This is a genomic window from Desulfosarcina sp. (assembly GCF_046496365.1).
Lineage (GTDB): Bacteria > Desulfobacterota > Desulfobacteria > Desulfobacterales > Desulfosarcinaceae > Desulfosarcina.
Genome location: NZ_JAWOHB010000164.1, coordinates 1 through 16,615, shown reverse-complemented (window position 1 = coordinate 16,615; position 16,615 = coordinate 1). Strand labels below are relative to the sequence as shown.

Annotated in this window: 17 protein-coding genes and 1 other RNA gene; all 18 read right to left on the bottom strand. The window is 53.4% G+C overall.

Features of this window, described 5'->3' with window-relative positions:
- Positions 1–275 precede the first annotated feature (275 nt).
- The 18 genes from tyrS to R6V78_RS16780 all read right to left on the bottom strand — a co-directional run bounded on the left by tyrS (position 276) and on the right by R6V78_RS16780 (position 16,554).
- Positions 276–1,565: a tyrosine--tRNA ligase gene (tyrS, locus tag R6V78_RS16865; protein WP_410290551.1), complete on the bottom strand. Its 1,290-nt coding sequence runs from the start codon at positions 1,563–1,565 to the stop codon at positions 276–278.
- 47 nt (positions 1,566–1,612) lie between these two features.
- The gene (gene rny, locus R6V78_RS16860) at positions 1,613–3,175 is read right to left on the bottom strand and encodes a ribonuclease Y (RefSeq protein ID WP_410290550.1); all 1,563 of its coding nucleotides are present in this window, start codon (positions 3,173–3,175) and stop codon (positions 1,613–1,615) included.
- Positions 3,176–3,328: 153 nt separating this feature from the next.
- A non-coding RNA gene (gene ssrS / locus R6V78_RS16855) (6S RNA) lies at positions 3,329–3,508 on the bottom strand.
- A gap of 106 nt (positions 3,509–3,614) precedes the next feature.
- Complete coding sequence (locus tag R6V78_RS16850; protein WP_410290549.1) at positions 3,615–3,908, bottom strand: cell division protein ZapA; 294 nt, start codon at positions 3,906–3,908, stop codon at positions 3,615–3,617.
- A gap of 38 nt (positions 3,909–3,946) precedes the next feature.
- The gene (locus R6V78_RS16845) at positions 3,947–4,189 is read right to left on the bottom strand and encodes a hypothetical protein (RefSeq protein ID WP_410290548.1); all 243 of its coding nucleotides are present in this window, start codon (positions 4,187–4,189) and stop codon (positions 3,947–3,949) included.
- 270 nt (positions 4,190–4,459) lie between these two features.
- Positions 4,460–4,873: a F0F1 ATP synthase subunit epsilon gene (locus R6V78_RS16840; RefSeq protein ID WP_410290547.1), complete on the bottom strand. Its 414-nt coding sequence runs from the start codon at positions 4,871–4,873 to the stop codon at positions 4,460–4,462.
- A 20-nt stretch (positions 4,874–4,893) separates the two neighbouring features.
- On the bottom strand, positions 4,894–6,309 hold the full coding sequence (gene atpD / locus R6V78_RS16835) for a F0F1 ATP synthase subunit beta (RefSeq protein ID WP_410290546.1): 1,416 nt from the start codon (positions 6,307–6,309) through the stop codon (positions 4,894–4,896).
- Between the two features lie 22 nt (positions 6,310–6,331).
- Positions 6,332–7,222 (bottom strand): ATP synthase F1 subunit gamma, encoded by an 891-nt coding sequence (gene atpG, locus R6V78_RS16830; RefSeq protein WP_410290545.1) that lies wholly within the window; start codon positions 7,220–7,222, stop codon positions 6,332–6,334.
- A 66-nt stretch (positions 7,223–7,288) separates the two neighbouring features.
- The gene (atpA, locus tag R6V78_RS16825) at positions 7,289–8,806 is read right to left on the bottom strand and encodes a F0F1 ATP synthase subunit alpha (protein ID WP_410290544.1); all 1,518 of its coding nucleotides are present in this window, start codon (positions 8,804–8,806) and stop codon (positions 7,289–7,291) included.
- The gene (locus R6V78_RS16820; protein ID WP_410290543.1) at positions 8,806–9,357 is read right to left on the bottom strand and encodes a F0F1 ATP synthase subunit delta; all 552 of its coding nucleotides are present in this window, start codon (positions 9,355–9,357) and stop codon (positions 8,806–8,808) included. Before R6V78_RS16820 ends, atpA begins: the two co-directional genes overlap by 1 nt.
- Positions 9,357–9,998 (bottom strand): hypothetical protein, encoded by a 642-nt coding sequence (locus R6V78_RS16815; protein WP_410290542.1) that lies wholly within the window; start codon positions 9,996–9,998, stop codon positions 9,357–9,359. Before R6V78_RS16815 ends, R6V78_RS16820 begins: the two co-directional genes overlap by 1 nt.
- Entirely contained in the window at positions 9,998–10,423 is a 426-nt protein-coding gene (locus R6V78_RS16810; RefSeq protein WP_410290541.1) for an ATP synthase F0 subunit B, read from the bottom strand. Before R6V78_RS16810 ends, R6V78_RS16815 begins: the two co-directional genes overlap by 1 nt.
- A gap of 145 nt (positions 10,424–10,568) precedes the next feature.
- Positions 10,569–10,973, bottom strand: coding sequence for a polymer-forming cytoskeletal protein (locus R6V78_RS16805; protein ID WP_410290540.1), 405 nt, complete (start codon positions 10,971–10,973; stop codon positions 10,569–10,571).
- Between the two features lie 66 nt (positions 10,974–11,039).
- The gene (gene rodA / locus R6V78_RS16800; protein ID WP_410290539.1) at positions 11,040–12,143 is read right to left on the bottom strand and encodes a rod shape-determining protein RodA; all 1,104 of its coding nucleotides are present in this window, start codon (positions 12,141–12,143) and stop codon (positions 11,040–11,042) included.
- A 130-nt stretch (positions 12,144–12,273) separates the two neighbouring features.
- Positions 12,274–14,148, bottom strand: a complete 1,875-nt coding sequence (gene mrdA, locus R6V78_RS16795; protein ID WP_410290538.1) for a penicillin-binding protein 2 — start codon at positions 14,146–14,148, stop codon at positions 12,274–12,276.
- On the bottom strand, positions 14,145–14,672 hold the full coding sequence (locus tag R6V78_RS16790) for a hypothetical protein (protein WP_410290537.1): 528 nt from the start codon (positions 14,670–14,672) through the stop codon (positions 14,145–14,147). Before R6V78_RS16790 ends, mrdA begins: the two co-directional genes overlap by 4 nt.
- The gene (gene mreC, locus R6V78_RS16785; RefSeq protein WP_410290536.1) at positions 14,669–15,505 is read right to left on the bottom strand and encodes a rod shape-determining protein MreC; all 837 of its coding nucleotides are present in this window, start codon (positions 15,503–15,505) and stop codon (positions 14,669–14,671) included. The genes R6V78_RS16790 and mreC overlap by 4 nt, the downstream gene beginning before the upstream one ends.
- A gap of 8 nt (positions 15,506–15,513) precedes the next feature.
- Positions 15,514–16,554 carry a rod shape-determining protein gene (locus R6V78_RS16780; RefSeq protein ID WP_410290535.1) on the bottom strand — a complete coding sequence of 347 codons (1,041 nt, stop codon included), beginning with the start codon at positions 16,552–16,554 and terminating at the stop codon, positions 15,514–15,516.
- Positions 16,555–16,615 lie beyond the last annotated feature (61 nt).

The window sequence follows — 16,615 nt, the reverse complement described above, 5'->3', positions numbered from 1 at the left end:
TTCATTCTGAGCCAGGATCAAACTCTCCAATTAAACTATCCAATGTTACTCGCGTAACAAATTGACTTAAAGAGACCCAACTCTTATAACCTGTCACTATTTAGTTTTCAAAGATCAAAATCGTCGCCTTTCATCCGCTGACGAAAAGCTTAAATATACCATCTCAATGCTTGCTGTCAATAACTAAATTTCTAATCACAATGAGCGGCACATCTGGTATTCCTGAAAAACGAAGCGCTATCTACACGGCCCTGATGCCGTTGTCAACGCCTATTTTAGTTTTTAATTCGAATCCTGAAAAAATTCTTTTTCCCTGCCCGCAGCAATAGTTGCATATCGTTGATATCATTGCAGGTTACCATTTCATCAAAGCGCTCCAGACGGCGACCATTCAAATATCCACCGCCTTGCTGAATCAACCGCCTGGCAGCGCCGGATGAGTCGGCCAGGCCGACGCTGTGGAACAGTTTGAAACAAGGTATCCCCGCTACAAAAACTTCGATGGGCATTTCAGCTTGGGGAACCGTTTCATCATCAGACACGTCATGGCCCCTTGGAATGGTACTGGAAGGCAGCAGGGCATTCGGAATCCGCCTGGCACCGAACATTGATATGGCGGACTGGCAGGCTTTCAGCGCCTCCCCCTCGCCGTGGGCCAAACGGGTCGCCTCGAAGGCGAGAATGGACTTGGCCGAATTGAGCGCTGCTCCTTCAAGGCTACCCGCACTGCGGATCTCCTCAATGGGTAAAAAGGTGAACAGGGCCAAGAAGCGCATAACATCCCGATCATCCGTATTCACCCAGAACTGAAAATAGTCGTAAGGGGAGGTACGATCAGGATCGAGCCAGACGGCCCCCGCAGCGGTCTTGCCCATCTTGGCGCCACTGGCGGTGGTAATCAGCGGGAAAGTAATACCATAGGCATTTTTACCTTCGACCCGTCGAATCAGATCGACGCCGGCCACAATGTTTCCCCACTGATCACTACCCCCCATCTGCAAACAGCAGTTGTAACGCTTGCGCAACTCAAGAAAATCGTACGCCTGGAGAACCATGTAGTTAAACTCAATGAAACTCAACCCCTCTTCAGAATCCAGGCGCATTTTGTAGCTTTCCGCCTTAACCATGCGATTGACCGAAAAATGTCGCCCGATATCCCTTAAAAAGGGGATATATTCCAGTTTGGTGAGCCAGTCCGCGTTGTTAACCAGAATGGCACGATCTTCTGAAAAATCAATAAACCTGGATAGTTGGTTTTTAAGCCCCCCCACGTTGGCAACCACATCTGCCTCCGTGAGCAGCTTGCGCATCTCCGTTTTTCCGCTTGGGTCCCCCACCAGGCCCGTGCCTCCTCCGACCAGAGCGATGGGGCGATGGCCATTACGCTGCATGTGCGCCAGCGACATGATGGGCACCAGACTCCCCACATGTAAGCTGGAAGCAGTCGGGTCAAACCCGATATAACCGGTCACCTTTTCAGATCCTAGATAGTTGCGCAATTCATCATCGTGGGTTGTCTGATCGATAAACCCACGGTCACTGAGCACATCGAGAACATTTTCCATTGCAGATTACCTTCTGAAATTTAACGCCAACGGCGACAGCCGCAATTTTATTTATTGGCGTATTCAACCGATCGCGTCTCTCGGATAACCGTAACCTTGATCTGTCCGGGAAAGGTCAGTGACTCTTCAATCTTTTTGGCGATATCGCGACTCAACAGAACCGATTCTTCATCCGACACTTTATCACTTTCCACAATCACGCGAATCTCTCGGCCCGCTTGAATCGCATACGTGTTTGCCACCCCTTTGAACCCATTGGCAATACCTTCGAGATCCTCAATGCGCTTGATATAGTTTTCAAGCAACTCTTTTCTGGCCCCGGGACGCGCACCGGAAAGACCGTCTGCCGCTTGCACCAGCAAGGCGTAAACGGTAGCCGGGGGAATATCTTCATGATGTGCACCAATTGCATGAACAACGCCTGCTGATTCGCCAAATTTTTTAGCCAGCTTCGATCCGATCACCGCATGGGGTCCCTCGACTTCGTGGTCGATGGCCTTGCCGATATCGTGAAGCAGTCCCATACGTCGGGCGATTTTCTCTTTCAATCCCAATTCAGCTGCCATGATACCACACAACACACCGACCTCAACTGAATGCTGAAGCACATTCTGGGCATAACTGGTGCGGTACTTCAATCGTCCTAAATATTTTATCAATTCGGCATGTATGCCGTGAACACCCAGATCGAAAGCAGCCTGTTCACCCGCTTCCTTAATGGCCGTGTCCACCTCCTGCCCGGCCTTTTTCACCACATCCTCAATACGGGCGGGATGAATGCGGCCATCTGAAATAAGCTTGATCAGAGATAAACGCGCGACCTCGCGGCGAACTGGGTTGAAGCCGGAAAGGATTACGGCCTCGGGCGTATCGTCAATGATCAGATCAATTCCTGTGGCGGCCTCGATCGCCCGAATGTTGCGCCCTTCGCGACCAATGATCCGCCCTTTCATCTCATCGCCAGGCAGTTGGACAACGGAAACTGTACGTTCGGCAACAAAATCGCCGGCATACCGCTGGATGGCAGTGGCAATTATTTTTTTGGCCTTTTTATCGGCCTCCTCTTTGGCCTCGTTTTCGATGCGTTTGATCAGCTTGGCCCCCTCGTAGCGGGCCTCATTTTCCATGGCGCGGATCAAAAGCTCTTTGGCCTGATCAGCAGTCAGGGTGGAGATCCGCTCCAGCTGGGTTTTTTGTTCCGCCAGCAGTGATTTGTATTCGGCTTCGTTTTGAGCAAGAATCTTGTCGCGATCATAAATATTTTGTTCCTTGTCGGTGATTTCCTTTTCGCGTTGGTCAATTAATTCAGCCTTTCGGTCGATGTTTTCCTCTTTTTGGATCAGCCGATGCTCAAGCTTTTTCAGTTCCGAACGCGTTTCTTTGGCTTCGGATTCGAATTCGCTTTTCATTTTGAAAAGCAGATCCTTGGCCTCAATTCCCGCCTCTTTGATCACACTTTCCGCTTCGGCCCTTGCCGATGATGTGATTTTTTGAGCGTCATTCGCGGCATCGTTCAGCTTTTTTGATCCCAGCAGGCTTTTCAACAACAGAGCGGCGACGCAGCCGACGACGGCTGCTATCGCTGCGATAACAATGGTATATATGTCCATGCGAATCTCCACTTGCTAAACAGTAGATATATTTAGAGGTTCATCACCTGACAACCAGATGATGCCCATGTTGCGCGTTATGAATAAACACAGAGCGTCCAAGCGTGCCGGGCTTTGCGTGGAAGAGGGCAAAGGAGGGGCTTAAGCGGGAAGGGAACCCCCGCCATTGTGCCGTGTTGGCAGGTCTTTGATCCAAAGGATCAAGTGGGCACCTTGTAGTTTCTTTAGGCTTTTCTGTACATGCAGAACTTGCTCACCAAAACTAGTGAAGGTTCCCGATTAGTGAGTGTTGGGTCAAAGTTCACCGTCCAATCACGAACACGGCAGGGGTCAATACCGTACGCTATTTTCAATCAGGATTACAAAAAAACATCTTAACACCGGTCATCGCTTCGGCGGCGACACGGGATTACCTCGGTGATATTTCCGCTTTAATGCGTTAAGAAATCGCTTTTTCCAGTTCATTGAGAACCACTGCAGATTTTTCGGTCATGCGATTAAAAACCTGACGGTAATGTTCCTCGAGCTTAAACTGTTCGCTGGCAATATTCAGGCCTGTCAGGACCAAAATCGTTTCGCGGTCGACATTGACCGCTTTACCGGCGAACTGGGATTGAACCTTCCTAACAGCATCCTCAAAAAGCGTCGCCACTTTTTTTGCGTCAGGCACACCGGACTCTGTCTGAAAGGTAAACTTACGACCAAATATTTGCAGTGTAACCGTCTGATCCAATTAGCGTCCGTTCCTAAATATTCCCGCAGGTCAGCTGTCTAATCCTCGTTAATCCCTTCCAATCTTCCGATAAGGCTGTCAATTTTTGCTCTGACGAGTCCCGTCAGTTCCTCATGCTCTTTTTCGGCCTCGGCTTTTTCCTGCATCTGGTACTCAAGTTGTCCGATGCGGTTGGACAGCTCTTCGTTTTCCTTCTGCAGTTGCTTGCGTGCCTGAACAACCTGCTCTACTTTTTGTTCAATAAGTTCGAATTGTTGTAGTATTGCTTCTATATCCAGCATTTTATCTATTTCCTTGTAGGGTTAATATAAACAGCCAACCGTTTTTAAGTCAAGGGAATTCACTGCTTTCGAATTCGACCGTGCTGGCTGCCTGCTTTTTGATCGCCCACTATACCGTCGATGCTTAAATCTGAACCGCCTGCTTTAAATTGACGGAAAAGGGGCAAACCGAATCCGGTTTGCCCCTTGTTGCTTGCTGACGTTCTGGCCAAAAGCTATTGCGCGACCGTCATTGCAGAGCAGCAGTTGACCCAACCCCCTGCATGCGATTTAACGTGTCTCAGCGAGTTGGATCCTGCTGATCGCGCGCAGCAGTGCCGCCTTGGCGCGGAGAAAATCAATATCCTGCTCTCTGGCCTGGGCCCGGAGGCGTTTTTCAGCACGCTCAGCAGCTGCCTTGGCCCGCTGGATATCGATATCCTTACGTCTCTCCGCAGATTCAGCCAGCACCGTTACCCGGTCGGGCAGGGCCTCGGCAAATCCGCTGCTGACAAAAACAAAGCGTTCGCGGCCGCTCGCATCCTTATATTTCAAAGCGCCGGTTTTTAATGTCGTCAGAAATGGGGTATGACCGGGAAGCACACCGAATTCTCCCAGCGAACCCGGTGCCATTACAATCTGTACAGGTTCACTGACAACGGACTTTTCGGGGGTAACCACTTCGAGTCTTATGTTTTCAGCCATTTATTGCCTCTTTCTCTCCATTAAGCCTCGGCCATTTCCTTGGCCGCTTCCAGCACTTCCTCGATGCCGCCCTTCATATAGAAAGCCTGCTCAGGAACGTTGTCGTGGGTTCCTTCGCAGATCTCTTTAAACGCGCGAACCGTATCTTCAACCTTTACGTATTTGCCGGCTTTACCGGTGAAGGTTTCAGCAACATGGAACGGCTGGGAGAGAAAACGCTGAATTTTTCTGGCGCGCTGCACCGTAAGCTTGTCCTCGTCGGAGAGCTCTTCCATGCCAAGAATGGCGATAATGTCCTGCAGCTCTTTGTATTTCTGCAACATGGTCTGAACCCGCCGGGCGGTCAAATAGTGATCTTCACCAATGACCATGGGGTCAAGAATTCGGGAGGTTGAGTCCAGCGGATCCACGGCGGGGTAAATACCAAGCTCGGCGATCTGACGGGAGAGCACCACGGTACCGTCGAGATGGGCAAAGGTTGTGGCCGGAGCCGGGTCGGTCAAGTCGTCGGCCGGAACGTAAACACACTGTACGGCAGTAATGGACCCTTTGTCTGTTGAGGTGATGCGCTCCTGAAGACCACCAAGGTCAACGGCCAATGTGGGCTGATAACCAACCGCGGATGGCATACGACCAAGTAGCGCCGACACCTCGGACCCAGCCTGGGTAAAACGGAAGATGTTATCGATGAAAATCAGCACGTCCTGGCCTTCCTTATCGCGGAAGTATTCTGCGCAGGTGAGCGCGGAAAGCGCCACCCGGGCACGCGCGCCCGGGGGTTCGGTCATCTGACCGTATACCAGCGCCGCTTTGGGAAGAACCCCGGACTCCTTCATTTCGTGGTACAGGTCGTTGCCTTCACGGGTACGCTCACCTACACCGGCAAACACGGAAATACCACCATGCTGCATGGCGATGTTGTTGACCATCTCCATCATGATAACTGTTTTTCCCACCCCGGCGCCACCGAACATCCCCATTTTTCCACCCCGGGGAAAGGGTACCAGCAGGTCGATCACCTTGACGCCGGTTTCAAGTACGCGGACCTCGGTATCCTGTTCGGTGAAAAGCGGTGCCGGGCGGTGGATAGGCATCATCTTTTCCTGGCTGACCGGTCCCAGACCGTCCACCGGACGTCCTACCACGTTAAGCACGCGACCCAGGCTGGCTTCGCCCACGGGCATCATAATGGGAGCACCGGTATCTTTTACCGCCATGCCACGAACCAGACCATCGGTAACATCCATGGCGATGGTACGTACCACGTTGTCGCCGAGATGCTGGGCAACCTCGATCACCAAGTTGTCTTCTTCGTCATTGATCGTCGGGTTGGTGATCAGCAGCGCAGTGAGGATATTCGGCAACTGCCCCTGTTCGAACTCAACGTCTACGACAGGCCCCATAACCTGCGTAATTTTACCAATATTCTGTGCCATTTACAGCCTCCTAAAATGTGTTTTACCCCTTGAGGGCCTCGGCGCCGCCGACAATATCCATCAGATCCGCAGTAATGCTTGCCTGTCGGGCTTTGTTGTAAGCCAGTGTCAAACTGTCGATCATATCGTTACATGCCTTGGTGGCGTTATCCATGGCGGTCATCCGGGCGGCGTGTTCGCTGGTGGATGTTTCCAGCAGCCCCCGGAAAATTTGAACATAAACGTTGCGCGGCAGCAGTTCACCAAGCAGCTCTTCCGGCGATGGTTCACAGATGTGTTCGGCCTGGTACCCTGCAGCACTGACTTCTTCCGTTTCATCATTTTCGATGGGCGGTATCGGCAGCAGTTTCTGCACCACCGGGAGTTGCTTGGCCATGCTCACGAATTCAGCATAGACGAGGTAGACTTCGTCGTATTGACCGTCTATAAAACCATCCACCAGTTTTTTTCCGGCGGTCGAGGCAACGTTGAACCCGAACTTGCTGCCGACGATACCAAGATGCTCATCGACGATCTTATGGTTGTTTTTCCGGCACCAATCCCGTCCCTTCTTGCCGAAGCAGGTAAAAGAAAATTCTGCGCCGGCGTTCGGGTTGTTTTTGAGATGGTTTTTTGCTCGATCGGTGAGGTTGATGTTAAATCCGCCGCACAATCCCCTGTCCGACGTGCACAAGACCACGTGGATCTTCTTGACGTTTTCTTTGGGAATCAACAACGGGCTGGCTTCCTCGCCGGCCTTATCGGCCAGGCTGCCAAGGACTTCAGAAAACTTTTCGGCATAGGGGCGAAATCCATCCATCGCCCCTTGGGCACCACGCAACCGTGAGGTTGCCACCATGTTCATGGCTTTGGTGATCTGCTTGGTTTTCTTGACACCCTGGATTTTTAACTGGACTTCCTTTAACGTTGGCATAAAGTTTACGTCCTCATCACATGTGGTCTGCGTTCAACCGTGTTACCAAGATCGTTCCCAACAACCTTATTTGATGGTGTCTTTGAATTCTTCATTATATGCCCCAAGGGCAGTTTTGAGCAGACCCTCTATCTCTTCGGTGATATCCTGAGCCTCTTCCAGTTTGGAATAAATCTGCGGATATCGCTCTTCAACAAAAGGATAGAGACCGGCTTCATATTTGGCGACGACGTCGATGGGGAACTGGTCTAAAAACCCACGGGTCGCCGCATACAGGATGGTTACCTGCTTTTCGTGGGAAAGGGGCTTGTACTGGGGCTGTTTAAGCACCTGCACCAGACGCGCTCCACGGGTGAGCTGCCGCTGTGTGGCGGCATCCAGATCGCTGCCGAAGGCAGCGAAAGCCTCCAGTTCACGGAACTGGGCCATATCCAGGCGCAGGGTGCCGGCCACTTTCTTCATGGCCTTGGTCTGAGCGGCACCACCAACGCGGGAAACCGATAGACCGACGTTGATCGCCGGGCGGACGCCGGCGAAAAACAACGCCGGCTCCAGATATATCTGGCCGTCGGTGATGGAAATCACGTTGGTCGGAATGTAAGCCGACACGTCGCCGGCCTGGGTTTCGATGATCGGCAGGGCCGTCAGGGAACCGGCACCGAGTTCGTCGCTGAGCTTGGCGGAACGTTCAAGGAGCCTGGAGTGGTTGTAGAAAATGTCGCCGGGGTAGGCTTCACGTCCCGGTGGCCGTCTGAGCAGCAGGGAGATCTGACGGTAGGCGACGGCCTGTTTGGAGAGATCGTCGTAAATGATCAGGGCGTGCTGGCCTTTGTCGCGGAAATACTCACCCATGGCGCATCCGGCGTAGGGGGCCAGATACTGCAGGGTCGCCGGATCGGAGGCACAGGCGGCGACAATGGTGGTGTATTCCATGGCCCCTTCCCTTTCGAGAATGGCGGCCACTTGGGCAACGGTTGATTTTTTCTGCCCGCAGGCCACGTAAATACAGAATACGTCGGTATTTTTCTGGGCCAGGATGGCATCAACGGCGACTGCGGTCTTGCCGATCTGGCGGTCGCCGATGATCAGCTCACGCTGGCCCTTGCCCACCGGGGTCATGGCATCGACCGCTTTGAGGCCGGTGTAGCAGGGTTGGTGCACCGATTTTCTGGCGATAACACCGGGGGCCACCATCTCCACGCGGCGGGTCTCCGTGGTGTCGATGGCGCCCTTGCCGTCGATAGGCTCACCCACACCGGAAACCACACGGCCAAGCACCGCTTCGCCTACGGGCACCTGAGCGATCTTGCCGGTCCGCTTGACCATGTCGCCCTCTTTGATGCCCGTGTCCTCACCCATGATGGCGATACCCACGTTGTCCTCTTCCAGGTTGAGCACCAGTCCGAGGATGCCGCCGGGAAACTCCACCAGCTCGAGGGCCATGACTTTTTCAAGGCCGTACACCCGGGCAATGCCGTCGCCCACCGAAAGAACGACTCCGGTTTCGCTCAGTTCGATCTTCTTGTCGTAATCCGTGATCTGCGCTTTGATGATCTGACTTATTTCTTCAGCTCTTAGTTCCATTAGACACGCTCACCCCTTTTTAAAGATTCTCTCATATTGAGCAGCTGCGTCCTCACACTGCCGTCCAGAACCAGATCACCGATGCGGGTCACAATGCCGCCAATCAGTTCCGGATCCTGCTCAACCTCCAGAATGATATCCTTACCTGTCCGTTTGGACAGGGCCGACCGAATTTTATCAACGGTTTCGGTTGAAAGCTCCGCAGCCGAAACCAAGCTGGCCCGGGCGACACCTTTGAGCTCATCGGCAAACTTTTGAAAAAATTCGCTAATGCTGCCCAAAAACCCGATTCTGCCCTTGTCGAATAGAAAATGGAGAAATGTGGCCATGGTCTGAGACATTTCCATTTTATCAATTACGCCTGTCAGGACCTTTTTTCGACCTTCCGCGTCGTAGAGGGGATTGTTCAGCACCTGCTCGAGGCTCTTTTCCCGCTCGATCAGCTTTGCAAAAGTACCCAGTTCTTCGCGGTACGTGTTGGTTTGCCCATCCTCCTTACCGATCAGCAGGAGCGCCTTGGCGTACCGCCTCGCAATCGCCAAATTTTTCACTATGCCACCACCTTCTCTAAGTATTCATCCACCAGCTTTTCCTGGTCTTCCGAATTGATCCTTTCCTTGATGATCGCCTCGGCCTTGGCCAGCGCCTTTTCCACGATTTGCGCCTTGAGCTCAGCCTTGGCCTGTAAGAATTCGTTCTCGATATTCTTGCTGGCCTGTTCTTTGAGCTTTTCGGCAGCGGCCTCGGCTTCCTTCAGAATTCTGGCCTTGGCATCTTCACCCTGCTGCACGTACTCGGTCAGAATGGCTTGGGCTTCCTTGTCCAGCGCGGCCATTTTGGCCGCATACTCAGCAAGCCTGGCTTCAGCCGCGATTTTCTTTTCCTCAAGTTCTTGCAGTTGCTCTTTGATTCCCTGGATGCGCCCGCCCAGCGCCTGGGAGACGGGCTTTTTAAGGACCAGAAAAAGTCCGATGGCCAATACGGCAAAATTCATCACCCGATAGGTATCTGTTTTCACCCATCCTTTGGTGCCCGCATCACCGTGTCCGCCGTCAGCGGATGCCTCACCCTGCCCCCCGCTTGAGGACGCAAGCACGACAGCGCCGCCGAACGAAAGGAGCACAGCCATGGTCAGTGGCAAGATCCACCGGGCAAGATGGTTGCGCCTCCCGCTGAATAATGGAAATTTCATTAAGCAATCCTCCCCAATATTTTTTGTCCGATCGCATCTGCAAAAGCGTCAATTTCATTTTCAAGCGCTGATTTAACCGTGCCCATATCCTGGGCGATCCGTTCCTTGACCACCTTTAGTTCAGCCTGTGCGGCAAGGTTGATTTTGCCGATAATCATTTTTTCCTCTTCCGAGGCAGCCTGAAGAAGGGTTTCCTTCTCCTTCTGTCCGGTGGCCCGCGCCTGACGGACCCCCTCGGCATATGCGTCTTGTTTTGATTTGACCTGCTGTGCCGAACCGTCAATATCAGACCGCAGTCCAGCCATTTTTTCTTTTCGCGCCAGCAGGATTTTTCGAATTGGCTTGTAGAGCACCATATTCAAAATCCAGATCAACAGCAAAAAATTAACGATCTGCAAAACTATGGAACCATCGACGCTTACCATCTAAGGGCCTCCGTTGAAGTAGGATTGGATATAACCAAAAATTATATATTGTCTGTGAATGATGTAAGTTACGAAAGGCGCGAACTCCGGCGGTCTATACCATCAGGGTCGCTGAATTGTCAAAGGTTTTTTAAAAATTATTCCATCACCCGGGTTTATTTTCGGACTGTTTTTCGCTGGTTTGTACTGGATCTTGCGGCATTGATTCCGGGTTTTTCATTCTGCAGTTGCCGTTAAAAAAAACACCTGTATCAATGGAAACGACCGGAGCCTGGATATCTCCGGTAATTTTCGCCGGCGGATAGACATCGATGCGCTCGGTGGCCTGGATATGACCGTTTACCGTCCCCTTGACGATGGCGGTGCCCACCCGGATCTGCGCTTCCACAACCGCGCGTTCACCAATAATCACCGTCCCCTTTTCCGAGATTATCTTTCCATTGACCGTTCCATCCAGCCGAATGGTGTCCTTGAACACCAGGGTTCCCTCGATGGCGGTCCCGACTCCCAGCAGCGTAGAGATATGGTCCGCGTGCTCTTTTTTTTTCATCGCCTCCCCCTGTTTACGGTTTTTGAACACTGTATTTCCCCCGACTGCGATGAACCGCTTCAGCGGTTATTCAAATTTAAATCGGCGCATGCTGACATTCATCAGAAGACCGATACCCATCATCAAGGTGATGACCGATGATCCGCCATAGCTGACGAACGGCAGGGTTACTCCCACCACAGGCATCAGGCCCATGACCATTCCGATGTTGATAAAGGCCTGCCAGGCTATCATGGCGGTCACCCCAACGGACAAGATGGTACCGAAAGGATCCCGGCAACGGCCGGCAATGCTCAACCCCCAGGCAATGATAATCAAAAAAAGTGTGACCACGGACAACGACCCCATCAGTCCCCACTCTTCGGCCAGTACCGAAAAGATGAAATCGGTATGCTGTTCGGGCAGGAAGGAGAGGGCGTTCTGGCTCCCTTTCAAAAACCCTTTACCGGTCAGCATCCCCGATCCAATGGCAATTTTGGATTGGATAATATGATAACCCGCCCCCAGCGGATCTCGGTCTGGATTCAAGAAAGTCAGAATCCGCTGTTTTTGATACCCTCTCAAAAAAAACCAGACCAGTGGTATAAGCAGGGTGAAAGTAGCTATCAGCCAGCTTAGCGCCCTGCGTTCGATTTTGGCAAATAGCGTCATGGTCCCGGCAATAAGCGCAATAACCATCGCCGTTCCCAGGTCCGGTTGTTGAACAATCAGGGCAAAGGGCACTGCCGTGAGAAAAACAGGGGCCACCAGGTCGCGCAGGGTAAGCCCTTCCGTGTTTATGATTTTGGCGAAATAACGCGCCAGAACAATGATAACGGCAATCTTGGCCATTTCAGATGGCTGAAGAGAAAGGGGCCCCAAGGGCAGCCAGCGTCGCGACCCGCCCACATACTTGCCAAAAAACAGCACCGCGGTCAATGCGCCTATGGATGCCAGGTAAATGGAGCTGGCAAACCGTTCAAAATGCTTGTAATCAAACAAAAAACAAAAGATCATCACCCCTATCCCGACGCCGTACCAGATCAGCTGTTTTTTGAACAGCAGGATATTCGCATCGGCGGAACCAGCGGTTACCGCGCTGAACAGCACCACCAGTCCCGCTCCTCCGATGGAGAGGGTGAGTACAAGCAAACCCCAATCAAAGCATTGCAGCAATCGTCGGTCAAACATGGTTACCTAATTTCTATGACGCGCATATCTGAAACCTCAAGCAGGACGTGCATTGATGAATCGAGCGGCATCCTGCTTGGTATATAGCGTAACGCGGTCTGCAACCCACGCACTGCTGTATTGCGGCAGTTCAATCTCCCACCCTGGACACTGCAGGGCTTGCTGCCGGCGACGCATCGCCCTTGGGTTTTCCTGAAGAGAGATAATGCCGGATGATTTCGGCCGCAACCGGCGCAGCGGCACTGGATCCATGTTCACCATGCTCGACCATGACCGCCACGGCAATTTTGGGATTATCCCGGGGTGCATAAGCCACAAACCAGGCGTGGTCCTTGATTGGCTCACGTTCACTGGCGCCATCGGCGTCATTGTCCCTGCGTCCCACGACCTGGGCAGTTCCAGTTTTGCCGCACATGGACATCCCCTCCAACCGGCTGGCCCATGCCGTCCCATGTCGGTCGTTAACAACCTTGAACAAGCCTTCCCTGACCAGCTGCAGGTTCTTTTCGCTGATTGGCAGCCGCCCCACCGCCTCGGGGACGCTCTCATAGACGGTCCTCCCGTCCGCGGTGCGGATCGTCTTGACGATCTTGGGCCGGTAGCGCGTGCCCCCGTTACCCACGGAAGCGGCCACCATAGCCATCTGCAGGGGCGTCGTCAGGTTAAAGCCCTGGCCGATTACGATGGACAGGGTCTCTCCCTTCTGCCATGAAACGCCCGTTCGTTTTTTCTTCCACTGGGCAGTAGGAACCAGCCCGCCGGCTTCGTGGTCCAGATCAATTCCCGTGGGTTCTCCCAGGCCAAAAGCCCTGGCGTACCAGGCCAGGCGATCCACACCAAGCTCCTGTCCCAGACGGTAGAAGTACACATCACAGGATTCGCTCAGGGCTTTTAAAATTTCCACATCCCCATGGCCCCACTTCTTCCAGCACCGATAGGTCCGGTTGCCGAATTTAAGAAACCCAGGGCAGAAGACGGAGCTGCCTGCATCGATGACACCCTCCTCGAGCCCGGCAGCAGCGGCGATGATCTTGTAAGTCGATGCCGGTGGATATTCGGCTTGGATGGCCTTGTTTTCAAAAGGCCGCAACGGATCGGTTATCAACGCGTTCCAGGCATCATGGGAGATGCCGGAAATGAAATCATTTTGATCGAATGAGGGGCTCGATGCCATGGCCAGAACCTGTCCGGTGGACGGGTCAACCGCCACAGCCGCGCCTGCTTTATCCACCAGCAGCTGCTCCGCTGTAAGTTGGAGATTCTGGTCGATGGACAAGATAATATTATGACCGGGGATCGCATCCACCGTATTGAGGACCCGAACCACCTGCCCGGTGGCGTTGACCTCCACCTGCTGACCGCCCCGTTTGCCGCGAAGCCATGGCTCCCTTGCCCGTTCAATGCCGTTTTTGCCTATAAAATCACCGGTCTTATAGCCGCTGTCGGCCTTATTTTTTAATTCTTCGACGCCGATCTCCCCCATATAACCCAGAATATGGGCTGTACTGGGGCTGTAAATATAATCCCTGCGGGGCGAAACGTTGACCACGATGCCAGGCAGGTCCCAGCGATTCACCGCTATGGCCGCGAGTGCATCCCTGTCGATATCGGGCTTGAGCATTACGGGTTTGAACGCCTGGGTCCCTTTGGCCTTCTCCAGGCTCTCCAGCAGCTGCGTTTCGTCGATGCCGGAATACCGGGACAGCTTTGCGATGGTCTGCGCCAACGGATCGGCGTCTTTGATAATAATGCTCAAGTCGTAGGAAGGCCGGTTGTCCACCAGCAGGCGGTCATGGGTATCATAAATCAACCCACGGGGTGCATCCACGCTTTTTAGGCGTATACTGTTGATTTCCGACAGCCGCCGAAGTTCTTCGCCTTCTATAACCTGCAGGAACAGCAACCGGGCAATCAACACGACAAAGGCGGCCACAACTACGGTCAGGGCTGCACTAAGCCGCTGATTGAACCACTCACTATCCACATTTTCCAGGTAATTGATCAAGAGGTCCTCAAGGGGTCTTTTTTCCCTAGATAGGATTTTCCGGCCCGATCTACCATTGCCTGCCCCCGAATGAAAAGCAGCATCAGAAAAGGACCGGTCAGCACACCCCACAGTACCTGCTTGGAGATCACGGGGAACATGGACTCCACCGGCCAAGGAGCTGCCGCCAGCACCACCGCGGAAAAAGCCACCACCACACCTTGAAAAAAAACTCCGCCGGCGACCAGTACCGGCAGCAGAATGAAATTGCCCACGTGCAGAAACTGGATGGCCCGGCGCACGCCAGCATACATCCATAGATAGGCGCTAAGATGAACGCCGAACACGCCGCCGGAGATGCCGTCCATGGCCAGCCCGGCAAGCACCAGGATAGGAATCGCCTCCCGCGGCAGGCGGTGGACACCCAGATAAACGACGAACGGAGCGAGCAGGTCATACAGATATACGTGACCACCGATCGCCGCCAGCGTCGTCTGGAAAATAATCAAAAGCAGGCAGATGGTTAGATGATAGCCGTAAATCATGGCTCGCCGGGAAGCGCTTCGGCACCTGTTTTGGATATGATAAACACCTCTTCTAGGATCTCGAAATCCACGAACGGGGTTACCGATACGGTTTGGAATATGCCGGCATTCAGGCGCACGATTTCTGAAATTCTGCCCACACGCAGCCCTTTGGGAAACACTTCGTCCAGACCCGATGAGACCACCGTGTCCCCCACGCTGATCGCGTGCTTTCGCAGAACATGGTCGAACACACAGTAGTCAGCACCGCCGCCCTTTACGATGCCCCGCACCCGGGTTTGCTGCACGAGGGCATCGACGGCACTGTTGGGGTCTATCAACAGGAGCACCTTGGCATATCTCGCCGAGGCCTCGATGACCACACCAACGATCCCTTCGGGAACCACCGCGGGGGCTCCCTGCCGGACACCATCCCGCGTTCCTTTGTCGACAATGACAGTCTTTGACCAGGCAGACGGGTCCCTGCCAATCACCTGGGCGGCGATCATCGGCAACGGGATATCATTTTCAAAGCCCAAGAGGTGGCGGAGCCTCTCGTTGGCCAATTCGGTTTCTCTTAACCGGTTGAGTTGCTGTAAAGTCGTCCCCAGCGCTTTTTTCAGCTGCAGGTTCTCCTTGGCCGTGGAGACCAGAAGGAAATACTGGTTCCATATGTTCTTCACGGAATGAACAAAACCGGTGAGCTGCTTCTGGAAGGGAGCGACAATAACCAGTACACCCCGGCCCAGACCGGAAGGGGCCTGGGTGTTTTTGCCGGTTATGGTCAGGAGGATGATATTCACCGCGACCAGAACGATCACCACGGCAATCAGGATCATCCTTTTGGAAAACATGGGACCCGCTAAATAATGACGATCTGTTTAAGGATTTCCAGGCTGTCCAGCATTTTGCCGGACCCCAAGGCCACAGTGGACAACGGATCTTCAGTAACCGTAATGGGAAGCCCGCTCTCCTCTCTGAGCAGCTTGTCCAGGTTTTTCAGCAGCGCGCCACCACCGGTGAGCACGATGCCCCTGTCCACGATATCAGCGGCCAGCTCCGGTGGGGTCTGTTCGAGGGCAATCTTCACCGTTTCCACAATGGCCTCGATCTGTTCGGAAATGGCTTCCCGAATCTCTTCGGAATCAATGGCCAGAATCTTGGGGATACCGGTCACAAGGTCTCTGCCTTTAACTTCGAGGGTCTCAATTTTATTGGGGTCCGGGTAGGCGTTGCCGATGGTGGTTTTGATGATCTCGGCCGTACGCTCGCCGATAAGCAGGTTGTATTTACGTTTCACGTACTGAATGATGGCCTCGTCCATTTTGTCACCTGCCACCCGCAGGGAGCGGCTGTATACAATGCCGGCCAGGGAGATGACCGCCACTTCAGTGGTTCCCCCGCCGATATCAACCACCATATTACAGGTGGGTTCGGTAATGGGCAGGCCGGCACCGATGGCTGCCGCCATAGGTTCTTCAATAAGAAACACCTCGCGGGCGCCGGCCGATTCGGCTGACTCACGTACGGCACGTTTTTCCACCTGGGTGATACCCGAGGGAACGGCAATGATGATCCGAGGTCGGACAAAGGTGCGCCGGTTGTGAACCTTGTGGATAAAGTGGCGCAGCATTGCCTCGGTTACTTCGAAATCGGCAATCACGCCATCGCGCATGGGACGGATGGCCACGATATTTCCCGGGGTGCGGCCCAGCATGTTCTTGGCTTCCAGACCCACTGCCAGGACGCGGTTTTTTGTGCGATTATCCGTTCGAACAGCAACCACAGAAGGTTCACTGAGGACGATGCCCTTGCCTTTTACAAAGACCAGTGTATTGGCCGTACCCAAGTCGATGGCCAGGTCACTGGAAAAGACGCCCAGTATGGAATCGATGAAGTTCATCCCGCCTCTTTTTCGGTTTGAATCAGAACGCCGCCACCTGTCGCATGCACAGGAGACAGCG